This is a genomic window from Methanolobus chelungpuianus (assembly GCF_024500045.1).
GTDB classification, from domain to species: Archaea; Halobacteriota; Methanosarcinia; order Methanosarcinales; family Methanosarcinaceae; genus Methanolobus; species Methanolobus chelungpuianus.
In genome coordinates this window covers 16,144-38,492 of sequence record NZ_JTEO01000011.1, presented here as the reverse complement: position 1 = coordinate 38,492, position 22,349 = coordinate 16,144, and the positions used below count along the sequence as shown (strand labels likewise).

The window sequence follows — 22,349 nt, the reverse complement described above, 5'->3', positions numbered from 1 at the left end:
TGGAGATTCTGCTCACAATTATCAATAGTCTCAGTAAGAAATTAATTTATAGCAACTCGATGAGTGATTAGTCAATCAAAGCAAATATATACCACAGACCATATCTATAAATGACTGTTCAGTCAGTCACGAATCACACTATTTGATACAATTCTAATATTCAGGAGAACTAAGATGTTATACAGACAAATGCCAAAAAGCGGAGACAAACTCTCGATACTTGGCTTTGGTGCCATGCGTCTCCCTGTAAAAGAAGACGGTAGCATAGATGAAGAAAGAGCCGCCAGGCAGTTACGCCACGCGATCGATCGGGGAGTGAACTATGTCGATACTGCCTGGCCATATCACACGGGAGCAAGTGAGCCATTTCTGGGCCGTGCACTTGCTGACGGATACCGCGAAAAGGTAAAAGTTGCAACAAAACTTCCTTCATGGCTCATTGAGAGCAGGGAAGACATGGATAGGTTCCTGAATGCCCAGCTTGAGAAACTGAACACCGGCCATATTGACTATTATCTCGTACACGCTCTCGTTGGTGACCTGTGGGATAATGTCAAAAAACTGGGTGTGACCGATTTCCTTGACAGCGCAAAGGCGGATGGGCGCATAATAAACGCTGGTTTCTCTTTCCATGGTGCAGGGGAGGATTTCAACCGCATAGTGGAGGCTTATGACTGGGACTTCTGCCAGATCCAGTACAACTTCCTGGATGAGAAGAACCAGGCAGGCAAAGACGGTCTGGAATACGCAGCCTCAAAGAACTTAGGGGTCATTGTCATGGAACCTCTTCGCGGAGGAAACCTTACAAAGAACCTGCCGCAAGCCGTGAAAGAGATCTGGGACGAAGCCCCGGTAAAGAGGTCCCCCGCAGAATGGGCACTCCGTTGGGTGTGGGATCATCCGGAAGTCACAGTGGTTCTTTCAGGTATGAACGAGGAGGTCCACGTTCAAGAGAACTTAAGGATCGCAGAACAGGCATATCCGGATTCCCTGACAGGAGCGGAACTGCAGCTGGTAAAAAGAGTGGAGATCAAGTATCGTGAGCTGATGAAAGTAGGATGTACCGGCTGCCAGTATTGCATGCCCTGCCCGGCAGGTGTGAATATTCCCCTATGTTTCGAGCATTACAACAATTTGTACCTGGTAAATAATCCCGAAGGAGAAAGGTTCATGTATGCTGCAAGGCTAGGCGGCGCTGTCGCTCTCGGCGAACCGGAGTTTGCGTCCCTGTGTGTTCAGTGCGGGCAATGCGCTGAGAACTGCCCGCAGCACATTGATATACCAACAGTTCTCGGATCAGTTGTGGAAGAACTTGAAGGGCCTGATCTGGAGCAGAGAGCTGCCATGGCGAGAGAGATGTTCAAACAGATATAAAGAGCAGAGACAATCCGTAGTGAGGAATATAAAGATTGACAACAGACCCTCTGCAAAGGAAATATAAGGCAGCAAATAGTCCAAATTCATACATGTCTTTCGCAGGATCATCAGAAAACAAAACCCCTCACATGCCTGAGGACTACGATACCAAGATATCCACGATGCTCCCCTATTATTCATGCTTCCATCAGGAAACCATCAACCTTGTCAGATCATTGCCCTCTGCGCCGAAGGTCTGGCTGGATACCGGATGCGGCACCGGCTCGCTGGTCTCCAGGGCGATCGGACAGTTCCCTGATACGAAGTTCCTTTTGCTGGACCCTTCGGAAGGCATGCTGCAGCAGGCCCGGGAAAAGCTCTCATCCTGCACTTCCGGGAGACTGGAATTCCTGAAGGCTTCACCAACCCAGGAGTTCTCCGGGAAACTTGACGAAAAGCCTGACATAATCACAGCCATTCAGTGCCACCACTATCTCAGCCGCAGGGAGCGGGCCAGGGCTGTCAGGGTGTGCCACGAACTGCTCAGGGATGGCGGGATCTTCATCACCTTCGAGAACATCAGGCCACTGACAGAAGAAGGGGTCGCCGTAGGAAAGCGATACTGGGGCAGTTTCCAGTTGGCACAGGGCAGAAGTGAGGAGGAGACAGAACAGCATCTTGAGCGCTTTGGCACCGAGTACTTCCCCATAACAGTCGAGGAACATCTGGAACTCCTGAGGGAAACAGGGTTCAGGTCTGTGGAACTATTCTGGTACTCATACATGCAGGCGGGTTTCTACTGCATCAAGTGACGCTTCCGGCGTGAGTTTTGCAGGGCACTTCCCAGCAGTCTTAAATTCCATGCACGACAAGATTTAATGGGAGTAAGGATCAGGATCCCAATCATATGGGACCACCGTTCAGGATTTTCTCTGAGCGTGCTTTATGGCGCTGGTCCCCATTCCTGACAAACTAGGGGAGGAACAATCTTGGGAGAGACAACTAGGTTTCCACCCGGCTTTGAAGATATAATGAACTTCAGACTTTCTGATGCGCTTTTCGGGAGAAGGGCGCGCCGCTTCTTCATGGGGGCATCGATACCTGACGGTTACTTCAGGTATACGTCAAAACACAAACCAGTGCCGCTATCTGAGATCGAGCAGATGGTACTGCTCACGGCAATGGCAGGGAATACAGGCTGGCACAATCTCATAATGAGGGCACGGCGCTACGCTCCATATCTTTCAAACTACGCCTGCACTGCCGGAGGGAGAACATATCCCTCGGCAGCAGGTTTCCATACCAGCGAGCTGTTCTTTACCGACGATGAGGGCGTGTACTTGTTCAGGACAAGGGACGCGCCCGCCATGGCTGAAAGGAATGAGGATGGCACATTTGACCCTGATAAGCTCATGGAGGTGCACAGGAGCCGTGTGCGAAAGGTCTACGACAGCCGCCTGCAACTGCCTCCCGAGACACCGCATGTGGAAGCTCACAATAGCTGGGTTGTCAACAAGCCGGGCACTACATTGTTCATTCCTGTGGGTGACCTTGCCCAGCATGTACTTGCAGGGATCTGCTATTACGTGCAGAACGGTATTTGTTTCTTTGACGACGTGAACGGGAGGCAGATAGAGGGAATCGAGCAGTTCTCCGATATAGTGAACGTGGAGGCGCCATACCCGCTGACCTTCCTTGAGACATGGTCCCTTGGCGAGCTGACAGCCGAGCTCAGCACGTCGTGTTATGCCGGTATGCTGATGCTGCAGGCCATGGGTCTTGGAGGATGGATGTTCGATGGTATAGACCCCTATTCCATGCTCGGGGCAAGCGGGAACCCAAAGGTAAAGGGACTGGGCTTCAGGTACGATACCGACGAGCGCTGGCATTTCCCGAATCCTACCGGCCTGGAAGGCATTTTTGAAGGTTTTACCCCGCCTCATTATCCGGATATGCGTCGGGCCGTGAATGCCCTGATGGAAAGGAAGTTCGGTCCCGGAGGTCCCTTCAATACCGGAACACCAGGATACTACAGGGACACGCCAAAGGTCCGCAGCAGCGCGCAGGTCCCGGATGAGCATTTCAGGGAATGTGCAGCCCTTCAGGCTCAGTACATATACGATACCTTCGGCAAATTCCCCGGCACAGTGCCCAGCATTTTCGTGCTGCCCTACCTGCAGGCCCACCACCTGGACCTGGATTTCTATGACAGGTTCTATGAAAAAGGAGCATACCTGAGAACACATGCAGAGCACATGCAGCGCTGGCATCCTGACAGATGAACTATATGAGTAGCTGTATGCAGGGCTTGAATAATATCTTAAAGCTGGTGGCAATATGGAAAATGGGACAGAAGAACCTCACAGTAACGGGGAGCATCCGGACACTACTAATGCTCCTGTCATTCAGGCTGAGGAGCCCGGAAAGCTTGAACTGGACAGAGCAGGATACTTTGTTATCGTGCCCCTTCATGAAAGAATGGTCATTCTGGCCAGGCACTATTCCTATGACAAGGAACTGCTCAGGGTCATCGAAGGAAGGGATGCGCAGTCCATCTACCGGATGCTTGTCAGGCACGGATGGGTTAGCACGCTGAACCACGCCGCCTACCTGGGCCAGGAACTGACAAGGGCGGAGATAGCGATGAAAGCAGGGTTTGGTTATATACAGAAATAGTTCAAAGTTCTTAAATGCAATAACCGATAATGGGTACATGGGGATATACGGGCATAGCCGGAATAATGCCTGAAGTTGCAGGAAAAAGCATACTTGATGTCTAAACACTGTTAACAGCGTTAACATTATAAGGTATTGCAATGAAATTACTGATTGCAATAGTAATCCGGAAGGAAAGAATATGGTCATTGAAGCAGAAACAGAACAAAGAAGATGCGCCATCCTGAAATCGCTGGTGGACAACAGGTACCGTTCTCAGATACCCCGTGTGGTTGATTCTGTTGTCAGCAGTTGTTACGACAGGGACTGCTTTGACCATGTTGATGCAGCAGTGATACCCTCAAGGGAGTCCATGATAAAGATAATCGGCCTGGTAAAGGATATTCTCTTCCCGGGTTACTTCGGGGAGCAGACCCTTGACAGGAACAACCTGCGCTATCATCTCGGAAGCGAGGTGACAAAGCTCTTTGAGCTGCTATCGGAGCAGATAAGCAACAGTATCATCCATGACTGCAGCAGGTTAGAGGAGAACTGCTCTGAGTGCATCGACCGCGGGCAGGCGGAGACCATTACATTCCTGGAGAAGATACCCATGATACGCTCCCTGCTGGCATCGGATGTCAGGGCTGCCTACGACGGTGACCCTGCAGCCAAAAGCTTTGACGAGATTATCTTCAGTTATCCCGGTATCTTTGCACTCACTGTCTACAGGGTCGCCCATGAACTGCATCAGCAGGGAATATCGATACTGCCCCGTATAATGACAGAATACGCCCATAGCGCCGTTGGCATTGATATCCATCCGGGGGCAAAGATAGGCAAGGCCCTGTTCATCGACCATGGCACCGGTGTTGTCATCGGGGAGACCTGCGAGATAGGCGACAATGTCCGCATCTACCAGGGAGTGACCCTGGGATCTCTCAGTTTCCCCAGGGACGAGAGCGGGGAGATAATCCGGGGAAAGAAGCGTCATCCAACCATAGAGGATAACGTGATAATCTACTCCAATGCCACCATCCTGGGAGGGGATACTGTCATTGGAGAACGCTCCGTTATTGGCGGGAGCGTCTGGATAACCAGGTCGGTCCCTCAGGACACGAAGGTCCTGATCGAGGAGCCGCGTCTTGTATTCAAAGGTAAGTACGGGCATCTCTTTCCTGATTACATAATATGAGAACGTTTAGCATTTAAACAGTTAATTCCAATATTAGTTTGATCGATATCAGGGGTTGTTAAAATAGGGAAGATATATAGTGACATTACAAAGACCGTCGGCCACACGCCACTTGTGCGGCTCAACAGGATAACCGAGGGATGCCATGCAACAGTCGTGGGAAAAGTGGAGGCTTTCAATCCTCTTGGCTCTGTCAAGGACCGCATCGCCCTCAATATGATAGAAGAAGCTGAAAAACAGGGCCTCATTAACAAGGATACGGTCATCATTGAGCCCACATCTGGTAATACCGGCATCGGACTGGCTTTCGTCTGCGCGTCCAGAGGATACCGGCTCATACTCACCATGCCCGAGACCATGAGCATGGAGAGGAGGAAGATCCTCAAGGTCCTTGGAGCGGAAATAGTGCTTACCCCCGGTCCCGGAGGAATGGCCGGTGCTGTTGAGAAATCCAAGGAACTGGCTGCACAGACTTCTGGGGCCTTCCTGCCTCACCAGTTCATGAACCCTGCAAATCCCGATATACACCGCCGTACAACCGCTGAGGAGATATGGAACGATACGGACGGGGCTGTGGATATCCTGGTGGCCGGCGTAGGTACCGGTGGGACCATTACAGGTGTATCGGAGGTTATCAAGTCCCGCAAGCCCGCCTTCAAGGCAGTTGCAGTAGAACCAAAGGATTCACCCGTACTTTCCGGGGGAAAGCCGGGGCCTCATAAGATACAGGGCATTGGTGCAGGTTTCATACCTGATGTCCTGAACATGGACGTGGTTGATGAAGTGATCCAGGTCAGTAACGAGGATGCCTTTGAGACTGCCCGGCAGCTTGCAAAGAAGGAAGGGATATTCGGAGGGATATCCTGTGGTGCAGCCCTTTACGCCGCCCTGGAAGTGGCCAGGAGGGAGGAGAACAAGAACAAGCTCATAGTGGTGGTGCTGCCTGATACAGGAGAGAGGTACCTGAGCACGGCCCTTGCGGACTGAGATGAGACTATTTCCCTCGGGGTCAGTTCTGAAAGTGAGCGGGAGTTAACCATAAAAAGTCTCCCGCCCAAATCAATGTGATGCAACGCGTGATAATCCATGTGGACATGGACTACTTCTACGCCGCCATAGAGGAGCGGGAAGACCCTGACATCAGGGGTAAGGCCGTGGTTGTGTGCATGTACTCCAACCGCGGAGAGGAAGGAGGCGCTGTGAGCACCTGCAATTATGTTGCCAGGGGAGCGGGCATACGTGCAGCCATGCCCTGCCGGCAGGCCAGGTCCCTTAAGCCTGATGCCGTGTTCCTTCCTGTACGCAAGGGCTTCTATGAAGAAGTTTCAAAAAGAGTGATGACCATACTGCGCTCCTATGCTGACAGCGAGGAAGCGTTTGAGCGGGTCAGCATAGATGAAGCTTTTCTTGATATCACACGTTCCTCCGAATCCGATTTTAATCTTGCCAGGGATATAGGGATGCGTATCAAGGAAGAAGTCAAGGCGCAGGAGAACCTTACCTGCTCCGTGGGTATCGGCCCGAATAAACTGATATCCAAGATGGCTTCCTCCTTCCGCAAGCCTGACGGGATAACCGTCGTAAGGCCGGAAGAAGTGCAGGATTTCCTCAGGCCCATGCCTGTGAGCAAGCTCTGGGGCATCGGCAGGGTGACAGAGGAAAAGCTTGCGGAAATGGGCATCAGGACAGTGGCGGACCTGGAAGGGCACGATATACAGGAACTTGTGAACGTCTTCGGGAAGAACAGGGGCACCTGGCTCAGGAAAGCAGCTTCCGGCATCGATGAGACGCCCGTCAGGGAAAGGGATGCCAGCGACCAGATCGGCAGGATGGCCTCCCTCAAGCACGATACGCGCAACTGGCAGATGGTATTCTCACTACTGGAGGAGCTTACCGATGATGTGATGAACAGGGCCGATGCACGCAAAGTATCTTTCAGGTCCGTCACCGTGACAGTCATTTTCTCAAATTTCAAGACATCCACGAAGAGCAGGACACTGAGCCATCCCTTGGCCGACAGGCGGGCCCTGCAGGAGATCTCCAGGGAGCTCATGCGCCAGTTCCTGGCCGAGACATCCATGGACTTCAGGCGCATTGGAGTGATGGTGGGTAGCCTCAACGAGAGGATGGGACAGAAAAGCCTGTTCGACTTCGCGGGGGCATGATGTTCCCTGACAGCAGGCTCCCGGATAACAGAGCCTCAGGTGAAGATGGAGGACAGGAGCGAGCCGGCTCAAAGAAAGAGTGCAGTAAGTGCAGATATCAAGGACGTGATGCTGACGCGCTCTTCTGCAAACCGTGCGGGGTGAATTCCGGATATTTGAAGAATCTGGTTTGTGACCTGCCTGAAAATATGCTAATGATGATTATCATCATTCCGGCTCCATGGAATACATATAAATAATAAAAAAAAGGAGGACTTTTTACTCACTGAGTTATATGTACCAGTTCAAGAGGGATAGCTATTCCAGTCTATGAGATGAAAAACGAAAATGAGAAAGATTTCCAGCTTGAGATGCTCAGGAGAGTGCTGGAATCGGTCCAGGATCACATTTCTGTTATTGACAGGAACATGCGGATCATTGTGAGCAACTGGAATCACTGTGACTCTGTTTCTGCACGGGACAAGCAGGGTTATCCCTATTGTTACAGCTGCCTCATGAAACGCGCAACACCGTGCGAACCCTGCTATATGCTGGAAGTGCTCACTACAGGTAAGTGCCGCAAGTACGAGATCGAGGACCCTCTTGACGGCAGGATAAAATCCGTGGAACTCTCTCCTGTTTTTGAGGAAGGGCACAATGTCGCCATGGTGGTAAGGCATACCAAGGACATCAGCGAGCGCAAGCATGTCGAGAGTGTTCTCAGAATGCGTGAGAGCCAGCACGCTGCGGTTGCAAAGCTGGGACAAGAGGGGCTTTCAGGTGAGAAACTGGACAGCCTGATGAAGGAGGCTGTCAGACTTGTTGCAAAGACCCTTGATGTGGAGTATTGCAGGATAACGCAGCAGGGGAAAGATGGGAACGACGTGATGATCGCGGGGGTCGGCTGGGAAGAAGATAAGGAAGTCAGGAACCGGCAGGCTGAGGATGACTCACGCAACATACTCTGCTATACCCTCTATGCAGGCGAACCGGCGGCAGTCATGGACAGGGAAACCAGGGACAGGTTCAGCGGCTATTCCCTGCTCAGGGAGCACTGGCTGGTGAGCGGCATGGATGTGCTCATCGGGTGCAGGGACAGGCCCTTCGGGACGCTGAGCGTGCACACCGGGCAGAGCAGGGTGTTTACCGAGGATGATATCCATTTCATGCAGTCGGTGGCCAACGTGCTTGCTGAATCAGTTAACCGCAGGGAGAACGAAGAGAACCTGCACAGGTACGCGAAAGAGCTTGAATCCAGCACTGAGCTGAAGGTGCTGTTCACGGACATACTTACCCACGACCTTCTCAATCCTGCAAATGTCGTCCGCGGGTTCACAGAGGAACTGCTTATCCAGGAAGATGACGAGGATAAGATAAAACTGCTCGAAAAGGTCCACAGGAACAACGAAAAGCTCATAGAGATGATGGAGTCCGCTGCAAAGTTCATTAAACTGGAATCCATAGCAGACATCAATTTCGAAGAGCAGGACATTGCCCCCATAATAGAGAGAGCTGTGAGGGCTGTAAGGGACGATATGGATAAGAAGGGGATCTCACTTGTGTTCAACCCTGTCTGCAACTGTACTGTAAAAGCCAGTCCGCTGCTGGAAGAGGTGTTCATCAACCTGCTGTCCAATGCTATCAAGTACAGCCCCGAAAAAGAGAGGATAATCATCAGTATCCAGGATCTCGGGGACGAGTACAGGATACAGGTAACTGACTTTGGCCCGGGCATCAGTAACCGGGACAAGCCAAGGATATTCGAAAGGTTCAAGAGGGCGGACAAGGGAAGCGTAAAGGGTAGCGGCCTCGGGCTTGCTATTGTGAAGAGAATTGTGGATCTTCATATGGGCAAGGCAGGCGTCGATGACAATCCGCTCGGCAGAGGCAGCATCTTCTGGGTTGCACTGAAAAAGCAGAATGATCTTCCTGAGCGATAATCTCGGCTCCCAAAGGGTTTTTATCCGCTTCTACCCCACTATGTAGTGAGCTTATAAGATAAGCGGGTTTAGATAACTGCGTAAAAATCAATGGGGTATTGATGTGGAAGACGACAGGATATCATATCATGATTCAGTACGTACGGTTTACAGGCGTATAAAGGAAGACGGCATGACAAATGTCTGGGACCGCTATGAGGCCCAGGGACTGGGAGGTAACCCGGACAAAAGATGTACCTTTTGCCAGGAAGGCATCCGCTGCGACCTGTGTTCCAATGGGCCCTGTCGTGCCAATGCGGCAAAGGACAAGAGAGGGGTTTGCGGGATAACGGCAGACGGGATGGCAATGCGCATGATGCTTTTGCGCAATGTGATGGGAGCCTCCACTTACCATTATCACACGGCACAGACAGTAAAGACCCTGAGGGCAACCGCAAAGGGGGAAACTCCCTTCGAGATTCGCGAGGAAGGAAAACTGCGGACCTTTGCAGGCAGGCTGGGCATCGACACCAGTGGCGATGTGAAAGACGTTGCCCTGAGACTTTGTGATTTCGTTGAAGATGACTTTGACAGGGAATACGGGCAACCGAGCAGGATCGTCGAACTGCTTGCCCCGGAGGAGCGGCAGAAGTTATGGAAAGAACTTGGCATCTTTCCCGGCGGCATCCATACCGAGATGATGCGGGCTACAAGTTCCTGCCTGACCAATGTTGACGGCAATTATGTCAGCCTGGCGCTCAAGGCAATGAAACTCGGAATCGCGATGGGCTACCAGAGCCAGATAGTCAATGAATATTGCCAGGACATGATCTACGGCATTCCCAGACCGCACAACATGCGCGTGGACCTCGGTGTACTGGACCCTGATTATGTGAATGTTTTGCCTAACGGTCACGAACCTTTCCTGGGATTTGCCATGGTGCAGCTTGCAAGGGAGCAGGAGTGGCAGGACAAGGCAAAGGAAGTGGGAGCAAAAGGACTGAGAGTTATTGCCAACATCGAGACAGGACAGGAGATGATCCAGAGATGGAAGATGGATGATGTGTTCTACGGTTTCACCGGGAACTGGATCATGCAGGAAGCGGTACTTGCCAGCGGCTGCGTGGATGTTTTTGTTTCCGATATGAACTGCTCCATGCCAATTGATCCACTGTATGCCGAAAAGTATAAGTTCAAACTGATACCTGTGAGCGACCTTATTTCATTCGAGGGTGTGACGGAACGGTTGAACTACATACCACAGAAAGCACGCGAGCAGGCGGGTAAACTTCTCCGGATGGGGATCGATAACTTCAAAGAACGAAGAGTGGCCGTCGTGCCGGTCACAGGCCTGCCGGTAAGGGAAGCTGTCGTGGGATTTTCCACCGAGAGCATACTCGATGCTCTGGGCGGGAAACTCGATCCCCTGCTGGACGCCGTCAAGGACGGGACATTGAGAGGAATAGCCGGCATGGTGTCCTGCACCACTCTCAGGGACTACGGACATGATTCCCACACTGTGGATGTCGTTAGAGAACTGATCAGGCGTGATGTGCTAGTACTCTCCATGGGATGCGGCAACGGGGCCGTACAGGTCGCCGGATTGTGCAGTCCGGAAGCAAAAGAGCTTGCAGGCCCGGGTCTGAAGAGTGTCTGCGAAGCGCTTGGGGTTCCTCCCGTACTGAGCTACGGGACATGCACCGACACCGGCAGACTGGCGGACCTGCTGGCTGCAGTATCGGACGGGCTCGGGGGAGTACCGTTGACCGACCTTCCGGTCGTTGCCACCGCTCCCGAATACATGGAACAGAAAGCAACCATAGATGCTGTTTTTACCCTTGCCCTGGGACTTTATACACACGTGAATCCCGTGCCGACCGTGACAGGGGCTCCCAGTCTTGTAAAGCTGCTCACGCAGGATTGCAAAGACGTTACAGGTGGACTGCTGAATGTGGAAATCGATACGGTCAAAGCCGTCGATTCGATGATGGAACACATCGAAAGCAGGCGCCACAGGCTGGGAATCTGACGATTCCCGGCTTTTTCTTTTCTCAATATTTGAATCGAAAACACCAGGAAAAACAAATTTCAGTTCCGTAGAAAACCTATTTCAATAAGAATAAACGCAAGGATTCCAGGATGTAAAGACGTAAGGGAATTTCTCTGCGTCTTCGCTTTCCTGCACCTTTGCGCTCTTTCACTAACTTCTAATTCAACCCGCCTGCACCAGTCCAAATCCAAAAGTTCCATCTTTCCCGATAGCTCCCAAATCAACTGCATTATAAGCCAGTAGATTTCGAATTTCCTCTGAACTGAAAGACGGATTTTCGCTTTTAATCAGTGCGGCAACACCACTTACAAAAGGTGCTGCCATTGATGTACCGCTACTAGTAAAATAGCCTTCTTCTAAATAAGTAGAGTAAATATCAACACCAGGTGCAGCTAACTCTACTTCGGTTCCGTCCGCACTCCAGATTGATGTATCATTATTGCAGTCTATCGCTGCAACGGCTATTACGGAATCAAATTTAGCAGGATAATCAACATCATTTGTATCCGGGTTTCCGTTCCCACTATTACCTGCTGCGGCAACTAAGAGAATATCTGAGTTGTAAGCAACTTCACAAGCATCTTCCAACGCCTGTGAGTATAGGTTAGTACCAAGGCTCAAGGAAATTATGTCCATATCATTTTCCATAGCCCATTCTATGCCTTCTATTACATCTGATATCTGTCCATTGCCATTACTATCCAAAACTTTGACTGCATATAATTCGGAATCATATGCTACACCTACAACCCCTATTGAGTTATTACAAGCACCAGTTATACCAGCAACATGTGTGCCATGCCCATTGTCATCATCCCACTTTTTATTTTGTGCTGTACCTACTAGATTCACTCCTCCACTTACAGTAAGATCGGGATGCTTTTTGCTGATGCCTGTGTCGATAATGGCTATTTTTACACCTTTTCCGGTGCAATTTGTCCACGCTTGAGGTGCATTTACGCAATAAATTCCCCACTCAGCTTCTTGAAGTGGTTGCAAATTCTTTTTTTCGACATGAACTGTAATATCATCCTCTACATAACGAATATTTTTGTCAGTTCTGAGTTTGCAAAAAGTGGATTCTGAGATGTCAGTAGAAATCGCTTTAATCTCTTTATGCATTGTATAATTTGTTATCATGTATGCTTCAATGACTATTGGGTTTACTTTCTCCTTGAATCCTATTATTACAGGTTTGGATTCAACAGGAGTTGCCAATAAAACAATCAGGATAATCGTCAAGTACATTACTTTTGTACTCACTTTTTCACCCATCTAGTAATAAAAGCCCGATGCAATAATTGCTTTCCTTCGAGCATGAATGTTGTCACCCTTAAACAGCTTATAGTTTTGGCTACTTACCAATTGCGTTCATTAATGATATACCTAATAGTAGTCCCAAAAACAACCCGACAGCAAATACAAGTTCACCGAATCCTAATTTTGCTTGTGCTTCCCATGAATTTATATTTAAATATATCAATAACTGGATGAATAGCAGAAAAATAGAGAATATTTTCCAAATCAATGGTTTCATTTGTTTACCTCCTTCTAAAAAAAGAAGATAATTCATAGATTATCTTCATAATGGTACTTTATAATAATGTGACCCTATTTTCACAGAAAGGTATTGTGTTCCTGACTTAAGAACATAAACTGGAATTAAGGCCAACTGAGTGTACGAGATATATACATCTATACTTCCATCTGAGTTTGATTCGATATAATCAACCGCTATTATTACTATAGCTAGGGCAGCTATAAAAACAGTCGCATATGCTCCAACTGGTGGGCATACTGCCACAATAATAGCAGCTACTAGCACCATCGTTGCTTGTGACATTTCTTTGATCGACTGCTTATCTGTTGAACTAAAATGCAGATGGAGCCCAGAACTATCTGTCCAGTAGTAGGAACCCTTGCCAAAAGAAATACTGGATGCTGTAATTGATTTTTCTTCATTTACTTCAACTATGTTAAATCTCCATACAGCCTTTCCATCAATTTCTTCTTGCCAATGACTTGCAAAATAGGTTTTATATTCTCCATCTATTTGAGCAGTTGCATAATATTCTTTTTGTGATTCCGTATTAGTGACCCATTCTATCTCTAAGTCTTGCGATAAATCTGTAATATCTTTGACTTTTTTCTCTACTTCCTTTTCAACATTAGACACTTCTGCCTTAGCACTAACTGCAGGTACAAAAACCATGCTTAAAATCAGCATCGCCATTAACAGCGAAGCAATTCTTATTCTGTTATTCTTCATTTTCTTACCTCTTTTGTACTTATTCTGAGGCAAGATCACGCAAGCTTTAATGCTAATTAAAGCAAAACATAACCATGCCTTTGGGCATGAGGAGTTCAGTCTCATCGTCAAATCTGCCTGGACTCCTCACACATATGTAACAAGTGGGTAGTTCTATAAAATAATTTTTAATTTTTTTTTATTTATAAAATTTATTTTAGATTACATAATGAAATTTAAGCTTATACTAGAAATAATTCTTAATTGAACAATTTTTTTGTGTTTTGCATTAGTAAATGCAGATTTTAAACTCAATTAATCCTATGTTTTTAAAAAAATTATTTTTTGTGGTAAAATAATTTAGTTTTAAAGGATCACATGAAAGCTGGATGTCACCTATCTGCTTTACGAGATTGAGATGGCAAAGGATACTTAGGCAGCAATGAAATTTTAACTGCTCTAAATGTTTATAGAAAGTACACTATTCACTTACCATGAAATGTTGACGACAATCCCTGGGCAGGAGCAGCATCTTCTGGGTTAATCTGAGAAAAGTCTGATATGCCAGAATGCATCGAAGCAGCTGATCATTTCCTTTTGGCCAGTATCCTGGCCCAGGAGCGTTTGCCACAATCAGGACATTTAAGGTACTTTCTTGTGCCCCCGTTTGGCCCCAGCAAGTTGGTAATGACGGATATACCGAAACTTTTGCCGCAATTGGAACACTGATATGCATAGTTCTCCGTATGCCACACAATCAGGAGGTAGGTCCCAAGAGCGATTACCGCAAGCCAGAGAAGCCAGTTTTCAGGCAGCAGCAAAGCCGATGCAGTGATGAGCATGACAGAGTATGCAAGAATGTACAGGAAGGCCCTGCGCCAGTCAGATCCGGTGACTTCCCTGTAATACGTTCTATCGATATCATTCCTTTGCGTCACCTGTTAATAGGTTCAGAGCGAGCGGATATAGATAAACATTGCTATGGTCGTCCGGTTTTCCCACAGATATCCTTAATCTTTCGGGATGTACTTTTCACAACAGATACATGTGAACCGGGTCATGAGGCCTGAACAGAGGTAAGGTTGCTATCTTTTCAATATATATATATAATTAAAAATAGAAGATATAGTTCTATGCAGATCCTGATCACAAATGTCGTTGACACCGGGCTGATAATTGGCGTCATAGCAACTTTCCTGCTCATTGATATCATTGCAAAGAACAAGCTGAAGATAGGCATCAGGGATATAGGTGCGGACCTGGCCATAGGTGCGATCGCGATCCAGCTTGCATTCATTATCACACTGCTGAGAAGCCAGGAAATGGAGTACTTCTACAGCAACATCCTGTTTGCCGCTGGCTTTGCAGTCATCTGGGCAATATGCCTCTGGCTGCCGGGCAGGAATGAAGTTCTGGGAAGCACATTCTCTTACATCCTCGGAGCCTTTATACTCTCCCTGTCAATACTGCATGTCCTGGGGACTGCCGATATTACCGGGATAATAATGCTGCTTGCAGCCTCTCTGCTGCTTTCTGTTGCAGGCTTCCTCTTTGCGGATTATCTCAGTAACGAAAGGATAGACCAGGATTTCCTTGACATCACAAAGGACCTTAATACTTACCAGATGAACGAGGACTACAGAAGGATAGATAGCGGCAAGTCAGCCTTCGATCCCCTTCAACCGGTTATCGATATCATTCGCGGGGCCTTGAGAAATAACGATGAGCTTACCGCAATAAAGGGAATACGTGCTCTTGCAGCACTTGGAGCAACAGTACTTCTGTCTGAGGGAAAGAATTCCCTGGTAATCAGGCACCTGAATGCGCATCTCTACAGGCTGGGGACCTTTACGGATGAAGAGAATAAGATCAATGCCACAAAAGAGATCGTGAGCACTTTCGGGGATCTGGGTATCAAGTGCGCCGAAAGGAATATGGAAGGTGCAGTGCTCCAGATAATAGAGCATATGCACAATCTCTTCACAACCTACAAGGTAAGGGACGACATTGATCCGGAAAGCAGGATATACCTCGTGAAAAGCGCAAACACGCTTAAGGGTGTGTACAGTGCCCTGGCCGGCAGCCAGGATTCCACTCCCAGGCACGAGTTCGTTATATCCGCAGGCAGGATAGGCCAGACAGCGGCCAGGCAGAAGATGATCGAGCCTGTGGAAAAGGCAGTCAGTTTCCTCAGATCGGTTGCACTGGATGCCGCAGCTAATAAGGATGTCAGCACACTTGAGCATGTGCGCAAGGCTCTTGTCGGTATCGCAGCCGCGGTGAAGGAGAACAGGCTGGAAGCTGCTGAAAAGCATATAATCATAGCTCTCCGGGACATCTGCATAAAAGCCGTACAGGAATCATCTGACAGGAAGAGGGATGATGCTCTCCGGACAGTGATCGCTGCACTGAGGGAGACCGGAGACATATTCGGTGAGCACTCATACCCTGAGGTAGCAGGCTGCCTTAAGGATATTGGCGTCACCGCCGCGAGGAAGCATTCTGATGACAAGGTTTCTGCCGTCATCTCACATATTGAGCATCTGTGCCTGTGTGCTGCTGACAGGAACCTGGATGAGGAAGCCTCAGCATCCGTAAATGCTCTGATGCAGGTGTGTGAGGCCTCTATCAAGGAGCAGATGGTTGAGTCCACCGCCATGTCCTCCAAGACCCTGGCTGGCCTGTCTCAAAGGGAGTCACTTGCAGTACTGGTCAATGATGCTGTTTTCGAGATAGCCAAGTACAGGGAGCTGGACAGGGAAATGTTCGCGCTCTTTGAGAAGACCTACAGAAGCTCAGGCGGACAGTAGGCCCCCTTTTCGAAGGATATATGTACTGCAATAGTGTTCTAATATGCTGTAGTTGTTACGTTGCACGTAACTCTCTATGGCAAATTCCGGATTAATATAAGCTTGGAAGTAAGCTTAAACCTGATATAAGGCTTTAAAAAGGGATCATTATGGAAATCAACGGAGTAGAAATAGAAGATACTTTTGCTGAAGCGTTTTCGATCAAGATCGCAAGAGTGCTCATCACGGCAGCAACAAAGCGCTGGGCAGAAGTCGCAGCACTGGAAGCAACAGGGTTCGGTACATCTGTTATCATGTGCCCCGCCGAGGCAGGCATCGAGAGATACGCAAGCCCCCAGGAGACACCCGACGGAAGGCCGGGATACTATATCCAGATATGCACCTTCGGATACGATGCACTGGAGCACCAGCTCCTTGAGCGCCTCGGGCAGTGCGTGCTCACAGCCCCGACAACAGCAGTCTTTAACGGCCTCCCGGCAGCCGAGAAGCAGTTCAATGTCGGCTTCAAGCTGAAATTCTTCGGGGACGGCATGGAGTCCGTAAAGGAAATAGAAGGCCGCAAGATGCACAGCATCCCCATCATGGGCGGGGACTTCCTTGTGGAAGAGAACATCGGCGCAGTTGCAGGTATCGCAGGCGGTAACTTCTTCATCTTCGGTGACAGCCAGATGACCGCACTCACGGCAGCAGAGGTAGCCGTGGACACCATCAAGGAACTCGAAGGCACCATCACCCCCTTCCCGGGAGGCATAGTTGCCAGCGGCTCCAAGGCAGGCTCCAACAAGTACGCCAAGTTCATGAAGGCAACTGCCAACGAGAAGTTCTGCCCGACCATCAGGGACAAGGTTGAAGGCACCGAGATCCCTGCCGATGTGAAGGCAGTGTTCGAGCTGGTCATCAACGGCCTTGACGAAGCCTCTATCAAGAAGGCCATGCAGGTCGGTATCAAGGCAGCCACCACAGTCCCCGGCGTCAAGAAGATCACCGCAGGCAACTACGGCGGCAAGCTCGGCAAATTCCAGTTCCACCTGAAAGACCTCGTATGAGGTTCTTTCTTCTTACTTCTTTTTTCATTCATATCTTCATCAGGAATCATGGCATCACTTGAAGAGTATCTCAGACCGACACCTATCATAGACTGGAACCACACCGCTATCCTGAAGAAGGCAAAGGAGATCGCAGGGGACAGCAAGGAACCCATGGAAATATCCAGAAGCTGTTTTGAGTGGGTCCGGGACGAGATCAGGCACAGCCACGATTACCGGATGAACCCGGTCACGCTGAAGGCCTCGGAGGTTCTCGAGCATGGCACAGGCTACTGTTATGCAAAAAGTCACCTGCTGGCAGCCCTCCTCAGGGCAAACTCCATACCTGCAGGGCTCTGCTACCAGCGCCTGAGCAGGAACGATGACGGTGCTCCGTTTTGCCTGCACGGACTCAACGCCGTGTATCTGGAGGGGATCGGATGGTATCGTGCGGATCCCAGGGGAAGCAAGGAAGGAGTGAATGCACAGTTCTGCCCGCCCCACGAGCAGCTGGCGTATTATATAAAAGCAGAAGGAGAGGCTGACCTGCCAGAGATATGGGCGGACCCGCTTCCGGTCATTGTCGAAGCACTAAGCAGGTACAACAACTACGCTGAGCTTTATGACAATATGCCTGATATCCCTGTGATCTCAAAAAAGAAATAATACTGAGTCATCCCAGTCCCAAGGCTGTCAGACCTGCACTTATCCCTGCCTGTATCATTGCCTTAGGGTCTATTCCTGTGACTTCAAGCATCACGTAGACTCCCAGGAATGTGCCGGCCATGCTACCGAGGTTTGCCAGTGCTGCCACCAGTATGACCCTGAAGAGGTTGTTGCTCATCATCTCGCTGGTGGAGTCAGCATCTATCAAAGTCTTGAAATCATCAGTTGTGGGATTGCGGTACTTCGCCTCGGTGAGTCCTGCGAACCAGCCTGCAGCCATCATGGGATTCAGGGATGTCAGCCAGGCCACCGAAAAGGCCGTGAGCACGGAGTACGGATGTCCCCTGGCAAGCAGGGCGCCTGCTGCACTGAGCACGCCGTTGATGATGAACCACCAGGCAAAGGCGACCATCATCGTCTCAAACGGAACGCCTGACAGCAGGAGCAGTATAAAGGTCGCAATGGCAATACCTACGATGGCAAATCCCAGCAGCTTGGCAAGGCTGAAGCGTTTCTTTGGAGCTTCGACGTCATATTCCACCTTGGGAAGGGAGGCCGGATTCTCAAGATAACGCTGGATGCCGGCCCTGTGACCTGCCCCTACAACAGCGACGATCTTCTTTCCTCCGGTGCCGGCGGCCCTCAAGAGGTTCCTGGCCATGTAGGCATCCCTCTCATCGATAAGTACCTTGACAGCATTGGGGGAGCTGCCCCTGAACTCCTCGACAAGGACCGATACTATATCCTGGTTGGTGATTGTATCCATATCTATGTTCTTGGTGCCGCCAATACCCAGCACTGCAGCAAGAAGGCCTCCCATCATCTTTATCTTCTCAATGAATCCCATCTTGCTCCAGAAACGCTGGAGAGTGACCTGCACATTCCTGTCAATGAGCAGGACCTGCGCACCACTGGCTTCCGCGGCCTCGATGGCTCCGATCATCTCGGCTCCGGGCTGGATACCCATCTGGTCAGCAAACTTCTTCTGGATATGGGCGAGCAGCATGTGCACGATATAGAAGTAGATCTTACCCCCCTTGAGCAGTTCTTTCACAGGGATCTGGGCATTCTGCACATTGCCCTTGATGGACTCATACCTGGCCCGGCATAATTCCACAGCAACAATATCGGGTTTTACACGACTTATGGTGTCATTGACTTCCCTGACACTCTTTTCGGATACGTGGGCGGTTCCGACGATAATAATTTCCGTCGGCGGAAGAGGCCCATCAGCTCCCACCTGACCTGCTGGCTGCGGGATGATCTCCCTGACAAACTCGATTCCCGTTTCCCTGTCAGAAGAAACTGTGTGGCCCGTTTCAATGTTCTCAGGGTCAAAGCTGCCGCTTGCACTATTATGGGAGTACATGTAAGGCGTGCCCTGGGAATCATCATAATTACTGGACTTATTCAATTCTCATCCTCTTGGAATCCCCTTGGGATCATTCATTTAGCAACATCATGGCCCGCATGAGGTCCGATCTTGAGAGTATCCCTACAAGCTCCCCGTTATCCACTACCAGTACACGCCCGATATTGTTCCGGGTCATGACCTTGAATGCCTCGGATGCAGGGTCCTGGGGATTCACAGATATAATGTCCCTGGTCATGATATCAGACACAAGTTTTGCATAGCGCTCATGCGGTGGTATATTGCGTATATCCGTAAATGTCACAATCCCTTTTAAAGAATTACCCTTGAGCACGGGATAACCCAGGTGTTTTTTCTCGAACATGAATTTGGAAAGCTCTTCCACGTTGATGTCAGGAGAGACGCCGACAACCTCAGGGGACATTATTTCCCTGACTTTGTATCTTTCCAGCAGCACAGTGACTGTGGTGGCCCTGTCCTCCTCTGAAGCACCGATGTAAACGAAGAACGCTATCAGGATGAGCCAGGGATTAAAGAACAGGCCGAATATTCCCATGAGGAAGGCAAACATCTTTCCGAAGGAGGCCGCATAGTGAGTGGCCTTGACATAGCTCATCCTCTTTGCATACCATGCCCTGAGAAGGCGCCCGCCGTCCATGGGGAAAGCCGGCAGCAGGTTGAAAAGCCCAAGTACGATATTGATGGAACCCAGGATGTTGAGCATGAGGAACACCGAGGTGGCAGAGTAGCCTGCCATATAGGAAGCCAGCAGCACATTAAACAGCAGCAACGCGACCCCTATCACAAAGCTTACAAAGGGGCCCGCAAAGGCCATCTTCAGTTCCTGGGAAGGTACCCTTGGGATCTCCTCCATGGAAGAGACACCTCCAAAGAGCAGCAGGGTTATGTCCTTGATCTCCACGCCGAAACCTTTGGCAATATATGAATGTCCCAGCTCATGCAGCAGCACGCAGGTAAAGAGCAGGATCGTTGTTATCAGTGACAGGACATAGACCATGGCCGGAGAGGCAGTTCCTGCAAAACCCAAAGGAGGTACCGTTGTGGCAAAAACAAAGGCAAAGACAGGCATTATCAGCAAGAAGGTAATGTGGAGTTTGACAGGTATCCCTATTATAGTCCCGATCTTTAAAGATGTCCTCATAACGTGATGTTAGATTACGTTCATATATAGTTTTATCGAAAGTTAGTATAGTATGGCGCGTAGGTCGGGCATGAAAATACTTTCACCCTGCTTGGATCATGAGTATATACCCAAAAGTCATATTACAACTTAACGCAGGCTGGAAGTACAGATGCCTTACGCGCTTCTAGGCAAGGTACGATCAGCCTCTCCCCTCACTTACTTATTTTGGTTTATCTTCTCTGATGCCTGACGGTTTCCACTACTTTGGCCAGATCTGAAACGAACATATCGATCATCCCACGGCTCATGTGAGGCATTATCACAAGGCGCAGCGCTTTTGGCTCTCTTGTGATGGAAACATGCCAGTTGTATTCCCTGGAAAGGGTGCTCCTGATAAAAGCCGGATCAGGAACTTTCAGAGTTACGACATTCATTACAGGATCGATGACAGGTTCAACGCCCAGTACTGAAGCTTCCCTGATAAGATAACGGGTCATTTCCATGCATCTGGAGACAGTCGCTGTATAGCCTTCTTTTCCCAGGAACTTCATGACTGCAAAAGTAGCCGCAACAGCTGCTCCGCTGCGGGTACCTGTGAGAGTGTACTGGCTGTCTACCGTAAGATAGGGGGCATGAGCCTTAAGGCAGTCAAGATGCCTGAAATCCCGGAAAAGCAGGATGCCTGCGGGAATTGTGCTCAGGCCCATCTTATGGGGATCGACCGCAATTGAGGTGACACCCTGAAGGGAAAAGTCAAATGCATGCTTTTCCTCAAGGAAGGGAAGCACGAAACCTCCGAAGGCTGCATCTATGTGCAGGGGAAGGCCGTGTTTGAGTGCAAGTCCTGATATTTCCTCAACAGGATCCACCTGGCCGAATTCTGTGGAACCTGCAATTGCAACAAGGCCAACTGTATTCTCATCTATGAGAGATGCCATTGCTTCCGCCGAGGCTTTAAAATCCCTGTCCAGAGAAGCTTTCCTGACTTCAATGTCAAGGACATCAGAGATCTTGTCAAAGGAGAAGTGAGCTGAAGCAGGCACAACGACATTAAGCCTTGGGCCGGAATTTTTTCGCTCATGCAGATTTCTCATGGAACGTACTGCCTGGATATTCGACTCGGTTCCTCCGGTGGTAAGATAGCCTTCTGCACCGGGACAGTGAAGCATGTTCCCGGTCATCCGTATAACTTCCTTTTCCATTGCATGAGTTCCTTTGAAAAGACCAAAGTCTCCCATATTGGACTCAATGAATTGCATGTGAGCTTTGACAGCAACGGCATGAGGAGTGGTGCACATGGAACTGAGGACACGATCGTAGCTGAAGTCCTTTGATTTCGCATCGCCAAGAAGGGAGATAATCTCTTCTTCACTCAATCCGGTTTCGTTCATCTGGACAGATGAATATTAGAGGATATTTAAAAGAATTGTGTTCAAACACTGTGTTCAAATTTGATTCCGGGAACTGCTCCGGGAAATGGCGCCTCAAAAAATTGACTTGATTATAGCTCTGAGAGCTACCCCATGATTTCTACTGGAGTCCAATGGAGGAATTTTGCTTCGGATTATTTGTATTAAGATGAAAGAAAATTATATATACTAACAACTCTATACTTACACTGCCAGGTTTTTTTTAAATGTTAAAAAAGTTGTTTGCAGCTTTTTTTTGGTTTCCATTTGAAATCATGGGGTCTCTCTTCTTTATAAAAGCTCCAGTTGAAATAAAGGGGTTTAATTCCACATGAAATATTAATAACCATCAATTT

Annotated in this window: 18 protein-coding genes; 12 read left to right on the top strand and 6 right to left on the bottom strand. The window is 49.2% G+C overall.

Features of this window, described 5'->3' with window-relative positions; translation table 11 throughout:
* Positions 1-174 precede the first annotated feature (174 nt).
* The 9 genes from PV02_RS12525 (at position 175) to cooS (ending at position 11,298) form a co-directional block, all read left to right on the top strand.
* Positions 175-1,374, top strand: a complete 1,200-nt coding sequence (locus PV02_RS12525) for an aldo/keto reductase (RefSeq protein WP_256623753.1) — start codon at positions 175-177, stop codon at positions 1,372-1,374.
* A gap of 92 nt (positions 1,375-1,466) precedes the next feature.
* Positions 1,467-2,168, top strand: a complete 702-nt coding sequence (locus PV02_RS12520) for a class I SAM-dependent methyltransferase (protein ID WP_256623752.1) — start codon at positions 1,467-1,469, stop codon at positions 2,166-2,168.
* 177 nt (positions 2,169-2,345) lie between these two features.
* Entirely contained in the window at positions 2,346-3,638 is a 1,293-nt protein-coding gene (locus PV02_RS12515; RefSeq protein ID WP_256623751.1) for a hypothetical protein, read from the top strand.
* Between the two features lie 55 nt (positions 3,639-3,693).
* On the top strand, positions 3,694-4,032 hold the full coding sequence (locus tag PV02_RS12510) for a DUF4346 domain-containing protein (RefSeq protein WP_256623750.1): 339 nt from the start codon (positions 3,694-3,696) through the stop codon (positions 4,030-4,032).
* 181 nt (positions 4,033-4,213) lie between these two features.
* Positions 4,214-5,206 carry a serine O-acetyltransferase gene (locus PV02_RS12505; protein WP_256623749.1) on the top strand — a complete coding sequence of 331 codons (993 nt, stop codon included), beginning with the start codon at positions 4,214-4,216 and terminating at the stop codon, positions 5,204-5,206.
* A 63-nt stretch (positions 5,207-5,269) separates the two neighbouring features.
* Positions 5,270-6,193: a cysteine synthase A gene (gene cysK, locus PV02_RS12500; protein ID WP_256623803.1), complete on the top strand. Its 924-nt coding sequence runs from the start codon at positions 5,270-5,272 to the stop codon at positions 6,191-6,193.
* Positions 6,194-6,273: 80 nt separating this feature from the next.
* The gene (gene dinB / locus PV02_RS12495) at positions 6,274-7,371 is read left to right on the top strand and encodes a DNA polymerase IV (RefSeq protein ID WP_256623748.1); all 1,098 of its coding nucleotides are present in this window, start codon (positions 6,274-6,276) and stop codon (positions 7,369-7,371) included.
* 314 nt (positions 7,372-7,685) lie between these two features.
* Complete coding sequence (locus PV02_RS12490) at positions 7,686-9,290, top strand: sensor histidine kinase (protein ID WP_256623747.1); 1,605 nt, start codon at positions 7,686-7,688, stop codon at positions 9,288-9,290.
* Positions 9,291-9,393: 103 nt separating this feature from the next.
* Positions 9,394-11,298 (top strand): anaerobic carbon-monoxide dehydrogenase catalytic subunit, encoded by a 1,905-nt coding sequence (gene cooS, locus PV02_RS12485; RefSeq protein WP_256623746.1) that lies wholly within the window; start codon positions 9,394-9,396, stop codon positions 11,296-11,298.
* Positions 11,299-11,481: 183 nt separating this feature from the next.
* On the opposite strand, the gene PV02_RS12480 is transcribed toward cooS, so the two are convergent.
* From PV02_RS12480 to PV02_RS12470, 3 genes are all read right to left on the bottom strand, one after another.
* Positions 11,482-12,594, bottom strand: coding sequence for a S8 family peptidase (locus PV02_RS12480; RefSeq protein ID WP_256623745.1), 1,113 nt, complete (start codon positions 12,592-12,594; stop codon positions 11,482-11,484).
* Between the two features lie 307 nt (positions 12,595-12,901).
* Entirely contained in the window at positions 12,902-13,588 is a 687-nt protein-coding gene (locus tag PV02_RS12475; protein WP_256623744.1) for a hypothetical protein, read from the bottom strand.
* A gap of 566 nt (positions 13,589-14,154) precedes the next feature.
* Positions 14,155-14,505, bottom strand: a complete 351-nt coding sequence (locus PV02_RS12470; RefSeq protein WP_256623743.1) for a hypothetical protein — start codon at positions 14,503-14,505, stop codon at positions 14,155-14,157.
* A 195-nt stretch (positions 14,506-14,700) separates the two neighbouring features.
* Here PV02_RS12470 and PV02_RS12465 point away from each other — a divergent pair, with 195 nt between their 5' ends.
* The 3 genes from PV02_RS12465 to PV02_RS12455 all read left to right on the top strand — a co-directional run bounded on the left by PV02_RS12465 (position 14,701) and on the right by PV02_RS12455 (position 18,068).
* Positions 14,701-16,377: a hypothetical protein gene (locus tag PV02_RS12465; protein WP_256623742.1), complete on the top strand. Its 1,677-nt coding sequence runs from the start codon at positions 14,701-14,703 to the stop codon at positions 16,375-16,377.
* 149 nt (positions 16,378-16,526) lie between these two features.
* Positions 16,527-17,423: a formylmethanofuran--tetrahydromethanopterin N-formyltransferase gene (gene fhcD / locus PV02_RS12460; protein ID WP_256623741.1), complete on the top strand. Its 897-nt coding sequence runs from the start codon at positions 16,527-16,529 to the stop codon at positions 17,421-17,423.
* Positions 17,424-17,471: 48 nt separating this feature from the next.
* Positions 17,472-18,068, top strand: coding sequence for a transglutaminase-like domain-containing protein (locus PV02_RS12455; RefSeq protein ID WP_256623740.1), 597 nt, complete (start codon positions 17,472-17,474; stop codon positions 18,066-18,068).
* A 7-nt stretch (positions 18,069-18,075) separates the two neighbouring features.
* Here PV02_RS12455 and PV02_RS12450 read toward each other — a convergent pair whose 3' ends face one another.
* From PV02_RS12450 to mfnA, 3 genes are all read right to left on the bottom strand, one after another.
* Entirely contained in the window at positions 18,076-19,482 is a 1,407-nt protein-coding gene (locus tag PV02_RS12450; protein WP_256623739.1) for a TraB/GumN family protein, read from the bottom strand.
* A 28-nt stretch (positions 19,483-19,510) separates the two neighbouring features.
* Positions 19,511-20,602, bottom strand: a complete 1,092-nt coding sequence (locus PV02_RS12445; protein ID WP_256623738.1) for a CBS domain-containing protein — start codon at positions 20,600-20,602, stop codon at positions 19,511-19,513.
* Positions 20,603-20,814: 212 nt separating this feature from the next.
* Positions 20,815-21,975: a tyrosine decarboxylase MfnA gene (gene mfnA, locus PV02_RS12440; RefSeq protein WP_256623737.1), complete on the bottom strand. Its 1,161-nt coding sequence runs from the start codon at positions 21,973-21,975 to the stop codon at positions 20,815-20,817.
* Between the last annotated feature and the right edge of the window lie 374 nt (positions 21,976-22,349).

Coding starts and splice junctions, on each gene's coding strand:
- PV02_RS12475 (WP_256623744.1), bottom strand. CDS start 13,588: ATGAAGAATAACAGAATAAGAATTGCTTCGCTGTTAATGGCGATGCTG.
- PV02_RS12455 (WP_256623740.1), top strand. CDS start 17,472: ATGGCATCACTTGAAGAGTATCTCAGACCGACACCTATCATAGACTGG.
- PV02_RS12510 (WP_256623750.1), top strand. CDS start 3,694: ATGGAAAATGGGACAGAAGAACCTCACAGTAACGGGGAGCATCCGGAC.
- PV02_RS12445 (WP_256623738.1), bottom strand. CDS start 20,602: ATGAGGACATCTTTAAAGATCGGGACTATAATAGGGATACCTGTCAAA.
- PV02_RS12525 (WP_256623753.1), top strand. CDS start 175: ATGTTATACAGACAAATGCCAAAAAGCGGAGACAAACTCTCGATACTT.
- PV02_RS12490 (WP_256623747.1), top strand. CDS start 7,686: ATGAAAAACGAAAATGAGAAAGATTTCCAGCTTGAGATGCTCAGGAGA.
- dinB (WP_256623748.1), top strand. CDS start 6,274: ATGCAACGCGTGATAATCCATGTGGACATGGACTACTTCTACGCCGCC.
- PV02_RS12520 (WP_256623752.1), top strand. CDS start 1,467: ATGTCTTTCGCAGGATCATCAGAAAACAAAACCCCTCACATGCCTGAG.
- PV02_RS12480 (WP_256623745.1), bottom strand. CDS start 12,594: ATGGGTGAAAAAGTGAGTACAAAAGTAATGTACTTGACGATTATCCTG.
- fhcD (WP_256623741.1), top strand. CDS start 16,527: ATGGAAATCAACGGAGTAGAAATAGAAGATACTTTTGCTGAAGCGTTT.
- mfnA (WP_256623737.1), bottom strand. CDS start 21,975: ATGAACGAAACCGGATTGAGTGAAGAAGAGATTATCTCCCTTCTTGGC.
- PV02_RS12505 (WP_256623749.1), top strand. CDS start 4,214: ATGGTCATTGAAGCAGAAACAGAACAAAGAAGATGCGCCATCCTGAAA.
- PV02_RS12465 (WP_256623742.1), top strand. CDS start 14,701: ATGCAGATCCTGATCACAAATGTCGTTGACACCGGGCTGATAATTGGC.